The organism is Pontibacter ummariensis, assembly GCF_900188175.1.
Taxonomy (GTDB): domain Bacteria; phylum Bacteroidota; class Bacteroidia; order Cytophagales; family Hymenobacteraceae; genus Pontibacter; species Pontibacter ummariensis.
Map to the genome: position 1 here is coordinate 120,469 of NZ_FZOQ01000012.1, position 16,468 is coordinate 136,936.

Sequence of the window (16,468 nt, forward strand, 5' to 3'; positions counted from 1 at the left end):
AATTAAAAGATGTTCAAAATCAAGTGGGTGCAAAGTTACAGGGAAAGCAGGGGATTCGGAATCGGTTTAGCCCTTAATTGTTGGTTCCGCTGCGTTCCCTGAGGATGGAAAGCACTTGCCATGGCACATATAAATAAAGAAGGCGGTACAACAGCACCGCCTTCTTTTCGGGTTTAGAAATTCGTAACCACTTCTTCTATGATGTCGCAGCACTCATTCAACTGCTCCTTCGTGATGACCAGTGGAGGGGCGAAGCGGATGATGTCGCCGTGGGTCGGCTTGGCCAAGAGGCCTTTTTCCATCAGCGCCACGCACACATCCCAGGCAGAGCGCCCATCTTCGGTAGGGTTGATAACGATGGCGTTCAGCAGGCCACGGCCGCGTACGAGCGTTACCAGTTCCGGACGCTTTTGCATCAGCTTGCGCATGCGCTCCCGGAACAGTTCGCCTAACACCCGGGCATTCTCGGTCAGGTTCTCCTCTTTAATAACCTCCAAAGCAGCAATGGCTACAACAGCGGCCAAGGGGTTGCCGCCAAAGGTAGAGCCATGCTCACCGGGCTGGATGCAGAGCATGACGTCATCGTTGGCGAGTACGCAGGAAACCGGCAGCACGCCACCCGACAGGGCTTTGCCCAGTATCAGGACGTCTGCTTTCACATCATCATAATAGCTTGCCAGTAGCTTGCCAGAACGACCGATGCCTGTTTGTATCTCGTCGGTCATCAAAAGCACGTCGTACTCCTTGCACAGGGCCTGCGCCTTGGCCAGGTAACCCTCGTCCGGCACCATCACGCCGGCTTCCCCCTGGACCGGCTCCACTAAAAAGCCGCACAGGTTCGGGTTCTCTTTCAGAGCCTGCTCCAGCGCCTCTATATTATTATAGGGGATTACCTTATAGCCGGGCATGTACGGGCCAAAGTCGCGGGTAGAGTCAGGGTCGGTAGAGAAGGAAATAATACCGGTTGTGCGGCCGTGGAAATTGTGCTCCACCACCAGGATTTCGGCATTGTGCGGTGCGATGCCCTTTTTCATGTAGCCCCATTTGCGCGCCAGCTTAATAGCAGTCTCTACGGCCTCTGCGCCTGAGTTCATGAACAGGGCCTTGTCGTAGTTGAAATACTCGCAAACGTATTTCTCGGCCACTCCTAGCTTGTCGTTGTAAAAGGCGCGGGAAGTGAGGGTTAACTGTTGTGCCTGCTCTGTCAGGGCATTAATGATCTTCGGGTGACAGTGTCCCTGGTTTACAGCGCTATAGGCCGATAAAAAATCATAGTAATGCTTACCCTCCACATCCCACAGGTGCACTCCTTCGCCGCGGCTCAGCACCACAGGTAGGGGATGGTAGTTGTGGGCACCGTACTTGTGCTCTGTGTCGATGGCCTGCTGGCTGGAGGTAATTGTTAGCGTGCTCATAGTTTAAGGTTAAAAAGGTTCTTCAGGAGGTAAGGCGGGCTTGCTGTTTGCACAGGTTGCGCGCCTGCTAGTAGTACCGCTTAGCTCCCTGTTTGTTGTAAAACTAGTTAAATTGGCGCTACTTTAAAACCTATACGGCGTGCCGGTAGGATTAGGTCTTTAGAGGGGCGAGGAGTGCAGCGGTTCCAGAGGCCCTAGGGCGGTGGTTTGCTGGGGCCTGTGGCGTTAACTAACTTTGCATAAACAAAAGGAAAACTTGAGTCAGAAACTGAAAGAAGGAGAGGACTACTACCTGAACGAACAGGGCTTGATGGTGTTTACGGCTAGGTATCACCTGAAGCGGAGCTATTGCTGCCAGAACGGCTGTAAGCACTGCCCCTACGGGTTCAGGAGAAAGCAGCGCGACCAGGGGGGCAAGTGCGTGTAAAGAGAAGGGTGTTGTTACTCAAAAATGAGGATTAACGCGCCCTGTTACACAATTGAAGGAAAAATATTCGCTATGCCTTTGAATTTCTGTATCTTTTTGCAGATATTTGCACCCCTATTGAAATAATTAGAACAAAAGACAAGATGGCACGAGTTTGCGACATTACAGGAAAAAGACCACGCGTAGGTAACAACGTATCTCACGCTAATAATAAGACAAAGCGTAAGTTCTATCCAAACCTTCAGAAGAAGCGTTTCTACATCCCGGAAGAAGATGCTTGGGTAACGCTTAAGGTTTCTACTTCAGCCCTGAGAACTATCAACAAGAATGGTATTTCTGCTGTGTTGAAGAAGGCTGTAGAGCAAGGATATATCCTGTTCTAATTTGGTCTACTCCGGCTGGTGCTGCTGAGCGCTACAGCTAAGCCTGTGGCCACAGCCTGTACTACACCGGGCCAGCCATCTGATACTTTAGATATTTTCTATCGGCAACGGAGAGAGGTAAGCAGCAAGCGCTGATAGTCCTCGCTCCGTTGCTGTTTTTTTACCGCCTTCAACGCTGTAATGGTGGGGCGGAATCGCTGGGTACGGATGGCCGAACCAAGAAACCAAAGCAAGGTAGGACGTGTTACCGAATCAGGTAAATGTTGTGAAGCTAAGACACTGGCTTTCACAATAAAGTTTTTACTTTGTTTGTAATTAGAGTTTTAAGCTTTTATATTTGCAGTCCTAAATAAAAATTACTTGTTGAGATGGCTAAAAAAGCAAAAGGTAATAGAATCCAGGTTATCATGGAGTGCACAGAGCAGAGAGCCTCTGGAGTACCTGGCATGTCAAGGTACATTACTACCAAGAACAGAAAGAATACTCCTGAGCGTCTTGAGCTTAAGAAGTATAACCCGAACCTGAAGAAAGTAACTGTACACAAAGAAATTAAATAACCATGGCTAAGAAGGTAGTTGCAACCCTAAAGACCGCTACAGGTAAAGACTGGGCAAAAGTGATCAAAGCTGTGAAGTCTCCAAAAACGGGTGCTTACAGCTTTAAAGAAGAAATGGTGCCTGTTGACAAAGTACAGGAGTACCTTAAGAAGTAATAAGCCTACTCTACTATATATAGATAGATTACACGAAGAAGTCCCATTGTTGGGACTTTTTTAGTATATTACCGTATCACCGAAAGCTTTATCCTTACAAAAATATCGGTATGGGCATTTTTGACTTTTTCAATAAAGAGAAGAAAAAAGAGTCGCTGGACAAAGGCCTCGAGAAATCTAAGAGCAGCTTCTTTGGCCAGTTGAGCAAGGCCGTAGTTGGTAAGTCCACCGTGGATGTGGAAGTGCTCGACGAACTGGAGGAAATCCTGGTGCATGCCGATGTGGGGGTGGATACAACGGTGAAGATCATTGACCGTATCGAAAAGCGCGTGGCACGTGACAAGTACGTGGGCACCGATGAACTGGACAAGATCCTGCGCGAGGAGATTGCCGGGCTGCTGGAAGAGAATAACTCCGGCGATGGCGCTGACTTTGAGTTACCTGCCGGTATTAAGCCGTATGTGATCATGGTGGTAGGGGTGAATGGCGTGGGCAAGACCACGACTATCGGTAAACTCGCCGCCCAGTTCCACAAAGCCGGTAAGCAGGTGGTGTTAGGTGCTGCCGATACCTTCCGGGCTGCTGCCGTAGATCAGCTGATCATCTGGGGCGAGCGCGTAGGCGTACCGGTTATTTCGCATGGCATGAATACAGACCCGGCTTCCGTGGCCTATGATGCCGTGAAGAAGGGGGTGGAGATGAATGCTGATGTGGTGATTATTGACACGGCAGGCCGCCTGCACAACAAGGTAGGTTTGATGAACGAGCTGGCCAAGATCAAGCGCGTGATGCAGAAGATAACACCAGACACCCCACACGAGGTGCTGTTGGTGTTAGATGGCAGTACAGGCCAGAACGCTCTGCTGCAGGCCCGCGAGTTTACGAAAGCCACGGACGTAACGGCCCTGGCTATCACGAAGCTGGATGGCACAGCCAAAGGCGGTGTGGTGATCGGTATTTCTGATGAATTTAAAATTCCGGTGAAATACATCGGAGTTGGCGAGAAAATTGAAGACCTACAACTGTTCGATAAACAGGAATTTGTAGACTCTTTCTTTTCACGCAAGTAAATACACCATGCATAAGCTCCTGCTGTTGCCGCTGGCATTGCTCCTATGGCAATGCAACGGCACAAAACAAGCCCATCAACCGCCAAACCAACAAGAGCAGATGGAAAACAAGGAGCAAGGGCCCCTGTCAGCACAAAAACCGGCAGCACAGGAGCAACAGGCTCCCATCACACAGGGAATCAGCGGCAAAGTGCTGTGGCAGGCGGGCAATCAGATGCCTTCGCCGGATGCCCCGCCTAGTAAGGGCAGAGGTGTGCAGCGTACCCTGTACGTCTACGAGCTTACCAACGGCGCACAAGCCAGAACCATAGACGGTGTTTTTCACACCAACATTCAAACTAATTTAGTAACTCAGGTTGTTACAGATGCTAACGGCAACTTTGCGGTTAGCCTGAAGCCCGGCAAATACAGCCTTTTCTCTAAAGAGGAAAAGGGCCTGTATGCGAATCTCTTTGACGGGGAGAATAACATCTTCCCGGTAGAAGTAAAGGAGGGGCAGGTAACAGACGTAGAGTTTCTGATCAATTATCAAGCAAGCTATTAATCTGTGAAAGTAAGATCACTCAAGAAGGATAAAGTAAACGTGGTAACGCTGGGTTGCTCTAAAAACCTGGTAGACTCGGAAGTACTGATGGGGCAGCTGCGTGCCAACGAGTTTGATGTGGCGCACGAGTCTGACAAGGACGATTCTAACATCATCATCGTGAACACCTGTGGCTTTATCGACAATGCCAAGCAGGAATCCATTGATACCATTCTGCGCTACGCTGACGCCAAAGAGGCAGGCCAGATCGACAAGCTCTATGTGACAGGCTGCCTATCGCAGCGCTACAAGGATTCGCTGGAGGCCGAGATCCCACAGGTAGATGCCTACTTCGGTACCCTGGAGCTGCCGCAACTGCTAAAGAAGCTGGAGGCGGACTACAAGCACGAGCTGATCGGCGAGCGTTTGTTAACAACGCCTTCTCACTTTGCTTACTTTAAGATTGCCGAAGGTTGTAACCGTCCTTGTTCCTTCTGTGCCATCCCGCTGATGCGCGGTAAGCACGTAGACCGCCCGATTGAGGATTTGGTAAAAGAAGCAAAGCGTTTGGCAAGCATGGGTACGAAAGAACTGGTGCTGATCGCGCAAGATTTGACTTATTATGGATTACAGCACTATGGCGAACGCAAGTTGGCTGACCTGCTCCGTAACCTATCGGATGTAGACGGTATCGAGTGGATCCGGATGCAGTACGCGTACCCGTCGCAGTTCCCGATGGAGGTGTTTGACGTGATGAACGAGCGTGAGAACATCTGTAAGTACCTCGACATGCCGCTGCAACACATATCCGATAACATGCTCAAAACGATGCGCCGCGGTATCAGCAAGCGCCGAACTATTGAGCTGGTAGATCAGATCCGTCAGCGTGTGCCGGACATCGCTTTAAGAACTACCTTGATCGCCGGCCACCCAGGTGAGACAGATAAAGACTTCCAGGAGCTGTACGACTGGGTAGAAGAGACAAGGTTCGACCGCCTGGGCATCTTCACGTATTCGCACGAGGATAACACGCACTCTTTCACATTGGAGGATAATGTGCCAGAAGAGGTGAAGCAGGACCGTGCAGATGCCATCATGGAGCTGCAGCAGGGTATCTCAGTAGAGCTGAACGAGGAGAAGGTAGACAAGACCTACAAAGTACTTTTCGACCGCAAAGAGAGCGGCTATTTCGTGGGCCGCACCCAGTACGACTCCCCAGAGGTAGACAACGAAGTACTCGTCCCAGCAGACAGCAACTACGTACGCCTCGGTGACTTCGCGAATGTGAAAATCACAGATGCTTCAGACTTCGATTTGTATGGGGAAGTGGTTACAAATGGCGCCGGGCACTAAACTTTAGAAAGAGGTTGAATTATAAAAGCCCTGCAAGTATAGCTTGCGGGGCTTTTTGTTTGGTAGTTCCGGTTCCAACCACCCCTAACCCCTCCTTAGACAAGGAGGGGTTAGGGGTGGTTGGAACCGGAACTGCAAAGCAAGCTAACTATTTCAGTACATACCTGCTCAGTACCCTGTATGCCTCATTAATGTTATCTCCTTTCCGGAAGTCCTGCCGGATGGTAGGCTGTGTTTCGCCCGTCAGCCAGATCTTCAGTTCGGCGTCCAGGTCAGCGATGCCGGCGCTTTCTTTGGAGAACATCTTGATGCTACTGTAAGGAATGCTCTGATAGTCGGTTTTGGAGCCGGTCAGCCCCTGCCGGTTCACCAGGATCAGGCGCTTGTTCGTGAATACGAGCATGTCCCGGATGAGCCTATAAGCCCGCTCAATGCGTTCATCGTCGATCAGGATAGGTTGAAACTCTTTCGTTATCTTCTCAATAGACACTTCGGAGGCGTGTCCCATCATGCCACTTAGTAATCCCATAATTTTTGTGTTTTAGAGGTATAAACCTATTTACGTGGAGTGGCCGAATGGTTTACAGGGGCATCACCTGTTTCGCGGAACAGCAATATTTCAGACCGCTCATACCCCGCTGCCTGCTTTCTGTCGTATCGTCTGTAAAACCCGAAATAAAGCCGTTACTTTGTAGTAGCGCTGCTAATTTTTACAGCTTCGTAACACATTTCCCGCTTACCTGTTAATAGGGCTATACTTAACGGCTAGAAAGCAGATGGAAGTATCTACCATGAAAATCACTAAAATAGATTACGTTGCCACAGGGGCGTTTTCAAAAGTTATAACCGATTATCTCTGTCGTGGCGAGGCGCTGCAACAGTTTTACAACCACTTTCCTGCCCTGGAGTCTTTTGAGGCCCAGATCAAGGAAAAGCAGTTTAGCCAGGAGCAGCGCCAGGTACTGCACCAGGCCCTGCAAAAGCAATACGCTTCCATCGCCGAGGTCGACCCGAAGGTACAGCAGAACATAGACTTGCTACAACAGCCGAATACCTTTACGGTTACCACGGGGCACCAGCTCAACATCTTCACGGGCCCCTTGTACTTCGTGTACAAGATCATCACGGCCATTAATACTTGTAAACAACTGAAGGAGCGGTACCCGGACTATAACTTCGTGCCGGTATACTGGATGGCTACCGAAGACCACGATTTCGCGGAAGTAAACCACTTTACCCTGTTCGGGAAGAAGTATACTTGGAAGACAGACCAGAGCGGCGCTGTAGGCAGGTTCTCAACAGAGGGATTGGAGCAGGTGCTGGCGGAGTTGCCAGAGGCTTACCCGCTCTTTGAAGAGGCCTACCGCCACAGTAAGAACCTGGCCGATGCCACCCGTGCCATTACCCACGGTTTGTTTGGGGAGTATGGCCTGGTGAGCATTGACGGTGACGATGCTACGCTTAAGAAAGCCTTGCTTCCTGTAGTGGAAAAGGAGCTGACCGGACAGCTGTCGAATAAACTGGTAGAGGAAGTGGATGCCCAGTTAGAGAAGCTGGACTATAAGCAGCAGGTGTACTCCCGCGATATCAACCTGTTTTACCTAACAGACAGCTTTAGGGAACGCATTGTGCTGGAAGACGGCCAGTACAAAATATTGAACACCGACATCAGCTTTAGCCTGGAGGAGATACGGCAGGAGGCAGCGGGGCATCCGGAACGCTTTAGCCCGAACGTGATCCTACGGCCCTTGTACGAGGAGCTTATTTTGCCGAACCTGGCCTACGTTGGCGGAGGGGCAGAGGTAGCCTATTGGTTCCAGCTGAAGAAGGTGTTTGAGGCCTACCAGGTTGCCTTTCCGGTGATCATGTTACGTAATTCAGCCCTGTATATCAGCCGCAGCAACGCGAACAAAATGCACAAACTGGAGCTACAGCCAGAAGATCTGTTCCAGGACTACCAGGACCTGAAAAAGCAGCTCTCCAGCCAGATACACGAGGAGGAGATCAGCCTGGAAGCGCAGCGGAAAGCAGTGGCAGAAGCCTATGCCGAGGTGGAGAAACTGGCTGGGGAGATAGATCCGACGCTGGTAAAAGCCGTGGGGGCCGAGGAGCAGAAAGCCCACAACGCCCTGCAGATGCTGGAGAAAAAGATATCCAAAGCCCGCGACAACAAGCACGAGCAGACCTTTAAGCAGTTGGAGACCCTAAAGGACAAGCTGTTCCCGGACGGCGTGCTGCAGGAGCGTAAAGACAACTTGCTAACCTATAAAACCAATAACCCCGACTTTATACCAGCCCTGGTAGAGGCTTTTGATCCCTTCGATCTGAAGTTTACCATTCTGGAGGAGGAGTAATGCGGAAGGCGGAGCTGCGCAAATACATGCTACAAAAGCGGCGGGCATTGCCACAGGAGGTAGTACAGCAGCATAGTAAGCGTATTGCCGATATGTTCTTTCAGCACTTCCCGCTGCAGGCCGGACAAACAGTGCACGTGTTTCTGCCCATTCTCAAAAACAAGGAGGTGAACACCTGGCCTATTATTGAGCGGCTACGCCTGGAATATCCGAAAGTACGTGTGGTAGTGCCCGTTACGGATGTGGAGCAGAACATACTCACGCATCATCACCTGTCGGACGAAGCTGTTTTGGTGGAAAACAACTGGGGTATTCCGGAGCCACAAAATGCGCATCACGTACCTGCCCGGGAAGTAGACATCGTGTTGATTCCGTTACTAGCCTTTGATAAGGCTGGCCACCGGGTAGGCTATGGCAAAGGCTTTTACGACCGCTTTCTTGCCGACTGCCGCCCGGACGTGCTCAAAGTCGGCCTTTCCTTGGAGCCTCCTGTAGAGAACATAGCTGACCCAAACCCCTTCGATGTGCCGCTGGATGCAGTGGTCATGCCGGAGGGGGTGTGGAGAACCCCTGTTTAACCAGAAGCTTTAGTTCTAGTCCATTTGCAAGTAGCCTCCTGGGCTTATAGCCCAAACACGCGGGGAAGCCAGAGGCTGATTTCAGGTAAGTATGTAACCAGGAGCAGGGCAACCACCATCGCGAGAAACAGCGGGGTTAGTGGCCGTATCACCTTGCTTATGCTAATGTCTGCTACCCCACAACCCACGAACAGAACCGAGCCCACAGGAGGGGTACACAGCCCGATGCAGAGGTTCATCACCATGATGATACCGAAGTGAACCGGATCCACACCCAAGGCGGTTACCACTGGCAGGAAGATCGGTGTGAAGATGAGCACGGCCGGTGTCATGTCCATAAAGATCCCCACAAACAGCAGGATCAGGTTGATGATGATCAGGACTACTATTTTGTTGTCGCTAATGGACAGCAGGGCCTCGCTGAAGGCCTGCGGAATGTTCGCATAAGACATCACCCAGGACATCCCCATGGAGGTGCCGATCAGCAGCATCACAATGGCGGTCGTCACCACGGTGCCGATCAGGATGTCGGGCAGGTCTTTTACCTTCACTTGTCGGTAAACCAGCATGGAGAGCACCAGGGTATAAAGCACCGCGATGGCCGAGGCTTCTGTGGCTGTAAATATGCCGGCAATAATGCCACCGATAACCACGATCAACAAGAGCAGGCTTGGAATAGCATCCAGGAACTTTTTGACCACTTCTTTGAAAGACGTTCTTTCGCCCACCGGGTACTTCTTTTTGAAGGCTGTAAAACCGGCCACGAGCATTAGCACCAGGCCTAGCAGAAAGCCCGGCAGGTAACCAGCCACAAACAGGGCAGCGATAGAAACACCACCGCTGGCCAGCGAGTACACGATCAGGATATTGCTGGGAGGGATAATCATGCCGGTGGTGGCGGAGGTAATGTTAACAGCAGCACTAAAAGACTTGGAATAGCCTTCTTTTTCCATCCGTGGGCTCATAATCCCGCCGATGGCCGAGGCTGCTGCCACGGCTGAGCCAGAGATAGCCCCAAACAGCATGCTGGCCACCACATTTACATAGGCAAGCCCTCCGGGTAAGGTCCCGACAAGCCCTTTGGCCAGGTCTATTAGCCTGGTAGCAATACCGCCCCTGTTCATGAGTTGCCCTGCCAACACAAAGAAGGGGATCGCGAGCAGGGCAAAGCTGTCGAGGCCGGTGGCCATCCGCTGCGCCAGGGTGGTGACGGCGGGTTCAGGGGCGATGCTCACCAGCATGGTCAGCAGGGCCGAGATACCAATGGAGAAAGCGATCGGCACTCCCAGGGAGAGCAGGACGATAAAGCTGACAACGAGTACAATAATTTCTAGCATTTCCATTTTAGCCTGTTCTTATGCGTGGAGCCTTTCGGTATCTTTTAGTTCATCTTCAGTAATTGGTCTTTGCGCGAGCTCTTGCCCTATCTCCTTTGGCGCTTCCCGTTTCTCTGTCAGGTTGGTAAGACTGTAGTAAGTAATGATGAGCCCGCTTAAGGGTAATGCCAGGTACACATAGCCCAGAGGAACGTTGAGGGCAGCGGAGGTCTGGTTTAGGGAGAGGGTAATGTACACCAGCTTAATGCCACCCCAAACCAGCACAAGTACTGAAAAGAGGGCTACGAGCAGGTTAATCAGGACATTCAGGTTGCGCTGTTTTTTCCCCTGTAGTTTAGAGGGCAGGATGTCGATGGCCAGATGAAGCTTTTTGCCCGTCACATAGCTGGCACCCAGTAAACTTACCCATATCAGTAAAAACCTGGCCAGCTCATCCGTAAAAGAGCTGGGGGATTTCAGCACGAACCGGGAGGCTACCTGCCAGAGGACGTTGACGACCATGACCGCCATTAGTGTGACCAACAACCAGTATAGGGCTTTATCAAGAGCTTCTCTGAATCTCATATAAGTCTGTTTTTCTGTTCTTACTTGTTTCCAGCGTCTTGTATCTTGTGAATGAGGGAGTACACCTCCGGTTCACTTTTGTAGCTTTCGTAAAGAGGCTCCACCATCTTAGCAAAAGGGGCTTTGTCCGGAATGTTAATCTTCACCCCCGCCGCCTTTACCGAATCCAGGGCCTCCTGCTCTGCTTTGTGCCATAACTCCCGCTGTACCACGGCCGATTCGTCCGCAGCTTCCTGTAGCCACTGTTGTTCCTGTGGTGATAGCTTATCCCAAACCACGGTGCTGATCAGCAAGATATCCGGAACCATGGTATGCTCGTTCAGGGAGTAGTGCTTGGCCACCTCATAATGGCGCGAGAGGTAAAAGGTAGGGGAGTTGTTCTCGGCCCCGTCTACCACGCCTTGCTGCAGCGCCGTGTAGATTTCTCCGGCAGAGATAGGAGTGGCTGCCCCACCGAAGGCCTTTACCATGTTGATAGCCGTATTGCTGGCCTGCACCCTGATCTTTAGTCCTTTCAGGTCGGCAGGTGTGTTGATCGCTTTGTTAGCGACATAAAAACTACGACTGCCGGCATCATAATAGGTGAGCCCCCGCAGCCAGTACTTCTCTCCTTCCTTCAGCATGTCGTCTCCTATCTGGCCGTCCAGCACCTCGTAATAGTGCGCCTTGTCTTTGAAAATGTAGGGAAGGCTAAAGACTTTAAAGTTAGGGGAGAAGCTTTCCATCACGGCCGTGGAGACTTTGGTCATGCCCAGACTGCCGATCTGCAATAGTTCTACCGATTCGCGCTCGCTGCCCAACTGGCCGTTGGGGTATATCTTTACCGTTAGTTTACCGCCGGAATTTTCCTTTACCCGTTTGGCCAGGTGCTCCATGGCAATGTGCACCGGGTGGCTCATCTCCAGGCTGTGCGAAAGCTTTATTTCCTTTGTTTTAGAGACTTCCTGGCAGGAGGAAGTGAACAGCAGAAGCAGGGCCGCCAAGCTGCATAGCAAGAGTCGGCCGCTGTGGGCGTAGCTTTTCTGGTTGTTATTAAGTTTGTTGTGCTGTCGCATTACTTCCTCCTTATCCTTTTAATGGTCCCCAGTGCATTCCGGGTCATCTCTTCCAGCTTGCCGTAGTTTCGAGCGGCAATGATGTCTTTGCTGATCAGTTGCGAGCCCATGCCCACACAATGCACGCCGGCATCAAACCAAGCCTTCAGGTTCTCTTCCCGGGGCTCGACACCACCCGTGGGCATCAGGCTGGACCAGGGACAAGGCCCTTTCACGGCTTTTACAAACTCAGGGCCGCCTACCTGCAGGGCAGGGAATACTTTCACCACTTCGGCACCCAACTCTTCTGCCCTGGATATCTCCGTTAAAGAACCACACCCGGGGGACCAGAGGACCTTCCTCCTGTTGCAGGTGCGGGCCACATCTTCGTGTAGCATGGGAGACACGATAAAATCAGCCCCGTTCTGTATGTAGAGCGCTGCCGTAGGGGCATCAACGATAGAACCAATTCCCAGCGCTAGTTCCGGAAAGGCCGTACGGGCGTGCTTCAGTAACTGGGCAAAAGTCTCATGCGCAAAGTCACCCCGGTTCGTAAACTCGAATACCCTGACCCCTCCGTTATAGCAGGCCGTAAGTACCTGTATGCACACCTCCGGGTCGGGGTGATAAAAGACAGGCACCATGCCTGTTTCGGCCATTTTTAAGGTTACTTCTATTCTGCTGAACTTCGCCATGATTGATCAATCAGTTACTGAATGGGTGAAAAAAACTATCGAACCAGCCTGCCGGAGGTGTTACCGCCTAAAATTGCCTCCACTTCTTCCACGGTAGCCAGGTTCGCATCTTCTTTGATGGTATGCTTGAGTACAGAGGCCGCCACACCAAAGTCAAGCGACCGTTGGTCGTCCTGGTACTGGAGCTGCCCATAGATCAGGCCCGCAATAAAGGCATCACCGCCACCAATGCGGTCTACAATGGGGGTAATGTCATACGTCTGTGTTTCCAGCAGCTGCTCACCATTCCACAGCATGCCAGACAAGGTATTGTGGGAGGCGCTTACCGAGCCACGGGTTGTGTTCACGATCTTCTTTATCTTCGGGAAGCGGTCCATTATCTGCCGAAAGACAGAAATGTGCGCCTCCTCTTCTGCTGCTTCCTTGGGGGTGATGCCTAGGATATCTTTGGCATCGCCAAGGCCGGAAACGATAAGGTCACAGCCGGCCATAAGCTCCGGCATTACCTCCTCCACTGCTTTGCCGTATTGCCACAGGTTTTTGCGATAGTTAATGTCGGCCGATACCGTAATCCCCTTCTTGTTTGCCTCCTCAATCGCTTTTTGGCAACAAGCGGCGGCTCCCGCCGAAATAGCGGGTGTGATGCCTGTCCAGTGGAACCAAGCAGCGTCTGCAAACACCTCGTCCCAGTCAATCATGTCCGGCTCCAGTGCTGCAAAGGCAGAATCGCTACGGTCATAGACCACTTTGCTTGGCCTGACGCTGGCTCCTGTTTCCAAGAAATAAATGCCCAGCCTGTCGCCGCCGTACAGGATATGCTGCGTGTCTACACCATACTTGCGGAGCAGGTTAGTGGCCGCCTTGCCTAACTCATTATCCGGGAAGCGCGTCACATGCGCAGCTGGTAAACCTAACTGGGCCAGTGAGATAGCCACGTTTGCCTCGCCGCCACCATAGGTCACATCAAATTGTGTTGCCTGTACAATCCGCGCATAATCAGGCGTGGACAACCGTAGCATCACTTCGCCGAACGTGACGACTTGCTTCTGCCTCATAGAAATTGAAGTATGATTTAGCATTGTAATAGCATATGTTTTCCACCATCTGGCCCAGCCAGGCCATCTCACTGGCGGGCAGTTCCCCGTTTTCCACGTCGTTGCCGATCATGTTGCAGAGGATTCTTCTGAAGTACTCATGGCGCGGATAGGAGAGGAAGCTTCTGGAGTCGGTCAGCATGCCCACAAAGCGGCTCAGCAGGCCCATGTTGGAGAGGGCATTCAGTTGCTTTTCCATACCGTCCTTCTGGTCCAGGAACCACCAGGCGGAGCCATACTGGATCTTACCAGGCGTAGAGCCGTCGTTAAAGTTGCCGATCATGGTGGCGTACAGCTCGTTCTGACAAGGATTCAGGTTGTAGAGGATGGTTTTAGTTAGTTGGTTCGAGTTATCAAGTTTGTCCATGAACCTGGAAAGGGGTTGAGCTACGTCAAAATCGCCGATAGAGTCGAAGCCGGTATCAGGGCCCAACTCGCGCATCATACGGGTGTTGTTGTTGCGAAGGGCTCCGAGGTGAAACTGCTGCGTCCAGCCTTTGGCATGATCCAGCAGGGCCAGGTGCAGCAGCATAGCCGACTTAAATTTCAGAACTTCTTCCTGTGTCAGGGTTTGCTTGTTAAGCGCCATCTCAAAAATGGCCTTGACCTCTGCGTCTGTATACGCTTCAGCGTATACAGTCTCCAGGCCGTGGTCCGATAGGCGACACCCCTGCTCATGGAAGAAATCGTGGCGCTGCTTCAGGGCATCCAGCAGCTGTTGGAAGTTACTGATAGAAACACCGGATGCTTCTTCCAGCTTCTGCAGGTAAGGCAGAAATACCTCTGGCTGCTCTATTGCCAGTACTTTATCAGCGCGGAAGGCTGGCAGTACCTTAAGGCCTATGTTTTCGGCTTTGATCTGCTGGTGATACGCCAGGCTATCAACCGGATCATCGGTGGTGCAGATCACCTCCACATTCATCTTGCTGAGGATACCGCGCACGCTGAAATCATCCGTTTGCAGCATCACGGTGCAGGCATCGTAGATTTCGCGGGCTGTCTCCGGCTTCAGGATCTTCTCTATCCCAAAAGGCCTTTTCAGTTCCATGTGTGTCCAGTGGTAGAGGGGGTTGCGCATGGTATAAGGCACCGTTTCCGCCCACTTCTCAAACTTTGCGTAATCGTTTGCACTGCCGGTGCAAAATTTTTCGGGCACCCCGTTGGTGCGCATAGCCCGCCATTTATAGTGGTCGCCTTCCAGCCAGATCTGTGTCAGGTTGGCAAACTTCCTGTCTTTGGCAATGTCTTCAGGTGAAAGATGGCAGTGATAATCGATGATGGGCATGGCCTTGGCATGCTCGTGGTATAGTTTCTGTGCGGTTTTGGTCTGCAGCAGAAAGTTCTCGTCTAAAAATGACATATAGCTGTTGCTTTTCAGAAGTAAAAGTTGCTTTTCAGAAGTAAAAATTAAGTAAAGGCTCCTCCTAAACCGGAGAAGCGCCTTTAAGCACTGCAGGGCTTAGGCTAATTTAAGGTTCTCCTGCTCTGATTGCAGCAGCAAAGCCACCTGCGCTGTTACTTTATCCGCCAGGCCCTCTACCTGTGTCAGGTCCTGATCCCAAAAGTCAGTGTTGGACAGAACGGTCTTTACTGTTTCTGCCGGAACCTCTTTTTGCCAGGCTTGCTCGAAAAAGCTGAGTATCTCAGCGGAATCGTTGAGCGGAATACGCTCACCTTGCCATTCGCCGCGGTAAAACAGAATCAGAGCTGCCAGTGCCTTTAGTAGCTGCTCCGGTAGTTGTTCTTTGCGCTTTTTATACTCCAGTACAGACGGTAACACGCGCACCTTGTACTTGGAGATGGAGTTAAGGGCAATAGAGATGAGCTCGTGCCGGATAAAAGGGTTCTGGAAGCGCTCTATCACGTCCTTGGCGAACTGGTGCAGCTCTTCTTCCGGCAGGTCAAGGGTCGGGATGATTTCCTCGAAAACGGCCTCCCTGATGAAGGCACCTGTTTGAGGGTCTTCCACTGCCTCACGCACCGTGCGCAGGCCCTGCAGGTAAGCGACCGGCACCATCGCCGTGTGCGCTCCGTTCAGGATGCGTACTTTTCTAGAGCGGTAAGGGGTAAGGTTTTGGACAAACTTCACCTGTAAGTTTGCTTTCTCGGTTGGGAAGGCAGCTTTTACCGCTTCTGGCGCCTCAATCACCCAGAGGTGGAAGGGCTCTGCCTTTACTACCAGGTTATCTTCATAACCCAGTTCCTGCTGTATCTCCTGGATGTTTTCTTTCGGGAAGCCAGGCACAATGCGATCTACCAGGGTATTGCAGAAGCTGTTGCTTTCTTCTATCCAGGTACTAAACGCCTGTGGCAGGCCCCAGTGTTTAACATACTGTAGCACGGCCTGGCGCAGGGCCTCCCCGTTCTTCTCGATCAGTTCGCAAGGGATAATGGCCAAGCCTTTGTCCGCCGCACCTTTAAAATGCGTGAACCTGTGGTAAAGCAGGGAAGTTAGTTTGCCTGGGAAGCTACTTGGCAGCGTCTCCATGTTCTGGTCCGCTTCCTCAAAGGCAATACCGGCTTCGGTCGTGTTCGAGATGATAAACTCCAGGTCCTTGTTCTCTGCCAGTTGCAGAAAGGCAGTATAGTCATCGTAAGGGTTGAGGGCACCCGAAACGCAGGTGATCAAGCGTGTCTCCTGGGTTTCTTTCCCTCCCTGTATGCCATTCAGCAATACGTGGTAGAGGCCTTCCTGCTGATTGAGCAGGTGTACGATGCCCCGCTCTATTGGCTGAATAATTTTGACACTGCCGTTGAAGCCAGCCTTTTCGTTCAGGGTATCAATGATCCAATCAACAAATCCACGCAGGAAGTTGCCCTCCCCAAACTGCAATACTTTCACCGGATAATTTGTCTCTACACTGGCTGTTTGTCTGTTCAATGGTTTCATAAGTATGTCGTTTTTATGGATCTGTTGATTGAATTCCTG

Annotated in this window: 18 protein-coding genes; 9 read left to right on the forward strand and 9 right to left on the reverse strand. The window is 51.5% G+C overall.

All coding sequences use genetic code 11. From position 1 onward, the window contains the following. Window positions 1–173: 173 nt before the first annotated feature. Window positions 174–1,415 (reverse strand): ornithine--oxo-acid transaminase, encoded by a 1,242-nt coding sequence (rocD, locus tag CHB92_RS13915; RefSeq protein ID WP_089319823.1) that lies wholly within the window; start codon window positions 1,413–1,415, stop codon window positions 174–176. 256 nt (window positions 1,416–1,671) lie between these two features. On the opposite strand from rocD, the gene CHB92_RS13920 reads away from it, so the two are divergent. From CHB92_RS13920 to rimO, 7 genes are all read left to right on the forward strand, one after another. Beyond that, complete coding sequence (locus CHB92_RS13920; protein WP_308701862.1) at window positions 1,672–1,842, forward strand: DUF5522 domain-containing protein; 171 nt, start codon at window positions 1,672–1,674, stop codon at window positions 1,840–1,842. A 143-nt stretch (window positions 1,843–1,985) separates the two neighbouring features. Further along, window positions 1,986–2,225: a 50S ribosomal protein L28 gene (gene rpmB, locus CHB92_RS13925; RefSeq protein ID WP_089319825.1), complete on the forward strand. Its 240-nt coding sequence runs from the start codon at window positions 1,986–1,988 to the stop codon at window positions 2,223–2,225. Between the two features lie 368 nt (window positions 2,226–2,593). Continuing rightward, entirely contained in the window at window positions 2,594–2,782 is a 189-nt protein-coding gene (gene rpmG, locus CHB92_RS13930) for a 50S ribosomal protein L33 (protein ID WP_089319826.1), read from the forward strand. 2 nt (window positions 2,783–2,784) lie between these two features. Next, complete coding sequence (locus tag CHB92_RS13935) at window positions 2,785–2,937, forward strand: DUF4295 domain-containing protein (protein ID WP_089319827.1); 153 nt, start codon at window positions 2,785–2,787, stop codon at window positions 2,935–2,937. A gap of 110 nt (window positions 2,938–3,047) precedes the next feature. Then, on the forward strand, window positions 3,048–4,007 hold the full coding sequence (ftsY, locus tag CHB92_RS13940; RefSeq protein WP_089319828.1) for a signal recognition particle-docking protein FtsY: 960 nt from the start codon (window positions 3,048–3,050) through the stop codon (window positions 4,005–4,007). Between the two features lie 7 nt (window positions 4,008–4,014). Further along, a complete protein-coding gene (locus CHB92_RS13945) occupies window positions 4,015–4,551 on the forward strand; it encodes a carboxypeptidase-like regulatory domain-containing protein (RefSeq protein WP_089319829.1) in 537 nt (178 codons plus the stop codon). Window positions 4,552–4,554: 3 nt separating this feature from the next. Continuing rightward, window positions 4,555–5,883 (forward strand): 30S ribosomal protein S12 methylthiotransferase RimO, encoded by a 1,329-nt coding sequence (rimO, locus tag CHB92_RS13950; protein ID WP_089319830.1) that lies wholly within the window; start codon window positions 4,555–4,557, stop codon window positions 5,881–5,883. A gap of 148 nt (window positions 5,884–6,031) precedes the next feature. On the opposite strand, the gene CHB92_RS13955 is transcribed toward rimO, so the two are convergent. Further along, window positions 6,032–6,412 carry a PH domain-containing protein gene (locus tag CHB92_RS13955; protein WP_179223044.1) on the reverse strand — a complete coding sequence of 127 codons (381 nt, stop codon included), beginning with the start codon at window positions 6,410–6,412 and terminating at the stop codon, window positions 6,032–6,034. 247 nt (window positions 6,413–6,659) lie between these two features. Here CHB92_RS13955 and bshC point away from each other — a divergent pair, with 247 nt between their 5' ends. After that, window positions 6,660–8,237: a bacillithiol biosynthesis cysteine-adding enzyme BshC gene (gene bshC, locus CHB92_RS13960; protein ID WP_089319831.1), complete on the forward strand. Its 1,578-nt coding sequence runs from the start codon at window positions 6,660–6,662 to the stop codon at window positions 8,235–8,237. Continuing rightward, entirely contained in the window at window positions 8,237–8,815 is a 579-nt protein-coding gene (locus tag CHB92_RS13965) for a 5-formyltetrahydrofolate cyclo-ligase (RefSeq protein ID WP_089319832.1), read from the forward strand. The genes bshC and CHB92_RS13965 overlap by 1 nt, the downstream gene beginning before the upstream one ends. Window positions 8,816–8,859: 44 nt before the next feature. Here CHB92_RS13965 and CHB92_RS13970 read toward each other — a convergent pair whose 3' ends face one another. From CHB92_RS13970 to CHB92_RS14000, 7 genes are all read right to left on the reverse strand, one after another. Next, window positions 8,860–10,158, reverse strand: coding sequence for a TRAP transporter large permease (locus tag CHB92_RS13970; protein ID WP_089319833.1), 1,299 nt, complete (start codon window positions 10,156–10,158; stop codon window positions 8,860–8,862). Window positions 10,159–10,170: 12 nt separating this feature from the next. After that, window positions 10,171–10,716, reverse strand: coding sequence for a TRAP transporter small permease (locus CHB92_RS13975; RefSeq protein ID WP_089319834.1), 546 nt, complete (start codon window positions 10,714–10,716; stop codon window positions 10,171–10,173). A 20-nt stretch (window positions 10,717–10,736) separates the two neighbouring features. After that, window positions 10,737–11,771 (reverse strand): TRAP transporter substrate-binding protein, encoded by a 1,035-nt coding sequence (locus CHB92_RS13980; protein WP_089319835.1) that lies wholly within the window; start codon window positions 11,769–11,771, stop codon window positions 10,737–10,739. Beyond that, a complete protein-coding gene (locus CHB92_RS13985) occupies window positions 11,771–12,445 on the reverse strand; it encodes a bifunctional 4-hydroxy-2-oxoglutarate aldolase/2-dehydro-3-deoxy-phosphogluconate aldolase (RefSeq protein WP_089319836.1) in 675 nt (224 codons plus the stop codon). Before CHB92_RS13985 ends, CHB92_RS13980 begins: the two co-directional genes overlap by 1 nt. A gap of 35 nt (window positions 12,446–12,480) precedes the next feature. Continuing rightward, window positions 12,481–13,500, reverse strand: coding sequence for a sugar kinase (locus tag CHB92_RS13990; RefSeq protein ID WP_089319837.1), 1,020 nt, complete (start codon window positions 13,498–13,500; stop codon window positions 12,481–12,483). Then, entirely contained in the window at window positions 13,442–14,899 is a 1,458-nt protein-coding gene (gene uxaC, locus CHB92_RS13995; protein ID WP_089319838.1) for a glucuronate isomerase, read from the reverse strand. Before uxaC ends, CHB92_RS13990 begins: the two co-directional genes overlap by 59 nt. A gap of 99 nt (window positions 14,900–14,998) precedes the next feature. Beyond that, window positions 14,999–16,429 (reverse strand): tagaturonate reductase, encoded by a 1,431-nt coding sequence (locus CHB92_RS14000; RefSeq protein ID WP_089319839.1) that lies wholly within the window; start codon window positions 16,427–16,429, stop codon window positions 14,999–15,001. Window positions 16,430–16,468: the final 39 nt, after the last annotated feature.

What these genes read in the sequence shown, in the direction of transcription:
- ftsY (WP_089319828.1), top strand. Translation starts at nt 3,048, where the DNA reads ATGGGCATTTTTGACTTTTTCAATAAAGAGAAGAAAAAAGAGTCGCTG.
- CHB92_RS13955 (WP_179223044.1), bottom strand. Translation starts at nt 6,412, where the DNA reads ATGGGATTACTAAGTGGCATGATGGGACACGCCTCCGAAGTGTCTATT.
- rpmB (WP_089319825.1), top strand. Translation starts at nt 1,986, where the DNA reads ATGGCACGAGTTTGCGACATTACAGGAAAAAGACCACGCGTAGGTAAC.
- CHB92_RS13965 (WP_089319832.1), top strand. Translation starts at nt 8,237, where the DNA reads ATGCGGAAGGCGGAGCTGCGCAAATACATGCTACAAAAGCGGCGGGCA.
- rpmG (WP_089319826.1), top strand. Translation starts at nt 2,594, where the DNA reads ATGGCTAAAAAAGCAAAAGGTAATAGAATCCAGGTTATCATGGAGTGC.
- CHB92_RS13945 (WP_089319829.1), top strand. Translation starts at nt 4,015, where the DNA reads ATGCATAAGCTCCTGCTGTTGCCGCTGGCATTGCTCCTATGGCAATGC.
- uxaC (WP_089319838.1), bottom strand. Translation starts at nt 14,899, where the DNA reads ATGTCATTTTTAGACGAGAACTTTCTGCTGCAGACCAAAACCGCACAG.
- CHB92_RS13980 (WP_089319835.1), bottom strand. Translation starts at nt 11,771, where the DNA reads ATGCGACAGCACAACAAACTTAATAACAACCAGAAAAGCTACGCCCAC.
- bshC (WP_089319831.1), top strand. Translation starts at nt 6,660, where the DNA reads ATGGAAGTATCTACCATGAAAATCACTAAAATAGATTACGTTGCCACA.
- CHB92_RS13935 (WP_089319827.1), top strand. Translation starts at nt 2,785, where the DNA reads ATGGCTAAGAAGGTAGTTGCAACCCTAAAGACCGCTACAGGTAAAGAC.
- CHB92_RS13985 (WP_089319836.1), bottom strand. Translation starts at nt 12,445, where the DNA reads ATGGCGAAGTTCAGCAGAATAGAAGTAACCTTAAAAATGGCCGAAACA.
- CHB92_RS14000 (WP_089319839.1), bottom strand. Translation starts at nt 16,429, where the DNA reads ATGAAACCATTGAACAGACAAACAGCCAGTGTAGAGACAAATTATCCG.
- rocD (WP_089319823.1), bottom strand. Translation starts at nt 1,415, where the DNA reads ATGAGCACGCTAACAATTACCTCCAGCCAGCAGGCCATCGACACAGAG.
- CHB92_RS13970 (WP_089319833.1), bottom strand. Translation starts at nt 10,158, where the DNA reads ATGGAAATGCTAGAAATTATTGTACTCGTTGTCAGCTTTATCGTCCTG.
- CHB92_RS13975 (WP_089319834.1), bottom strand. Translation starts at nt 10,716, where the DNA reads ATGAGATTCAGAGAAGCTCTTGATAAAGCCCTATACTGGTTGTTGGTC.
- CHB92_RS13990 (WP_089319837.1), bottom strand. Translation starts at nt 13,500, where the DNA reads ATGAGGCAGAAGCAAGTCGTCACGTTCGGCGAAGTGATGCTACGGTTG.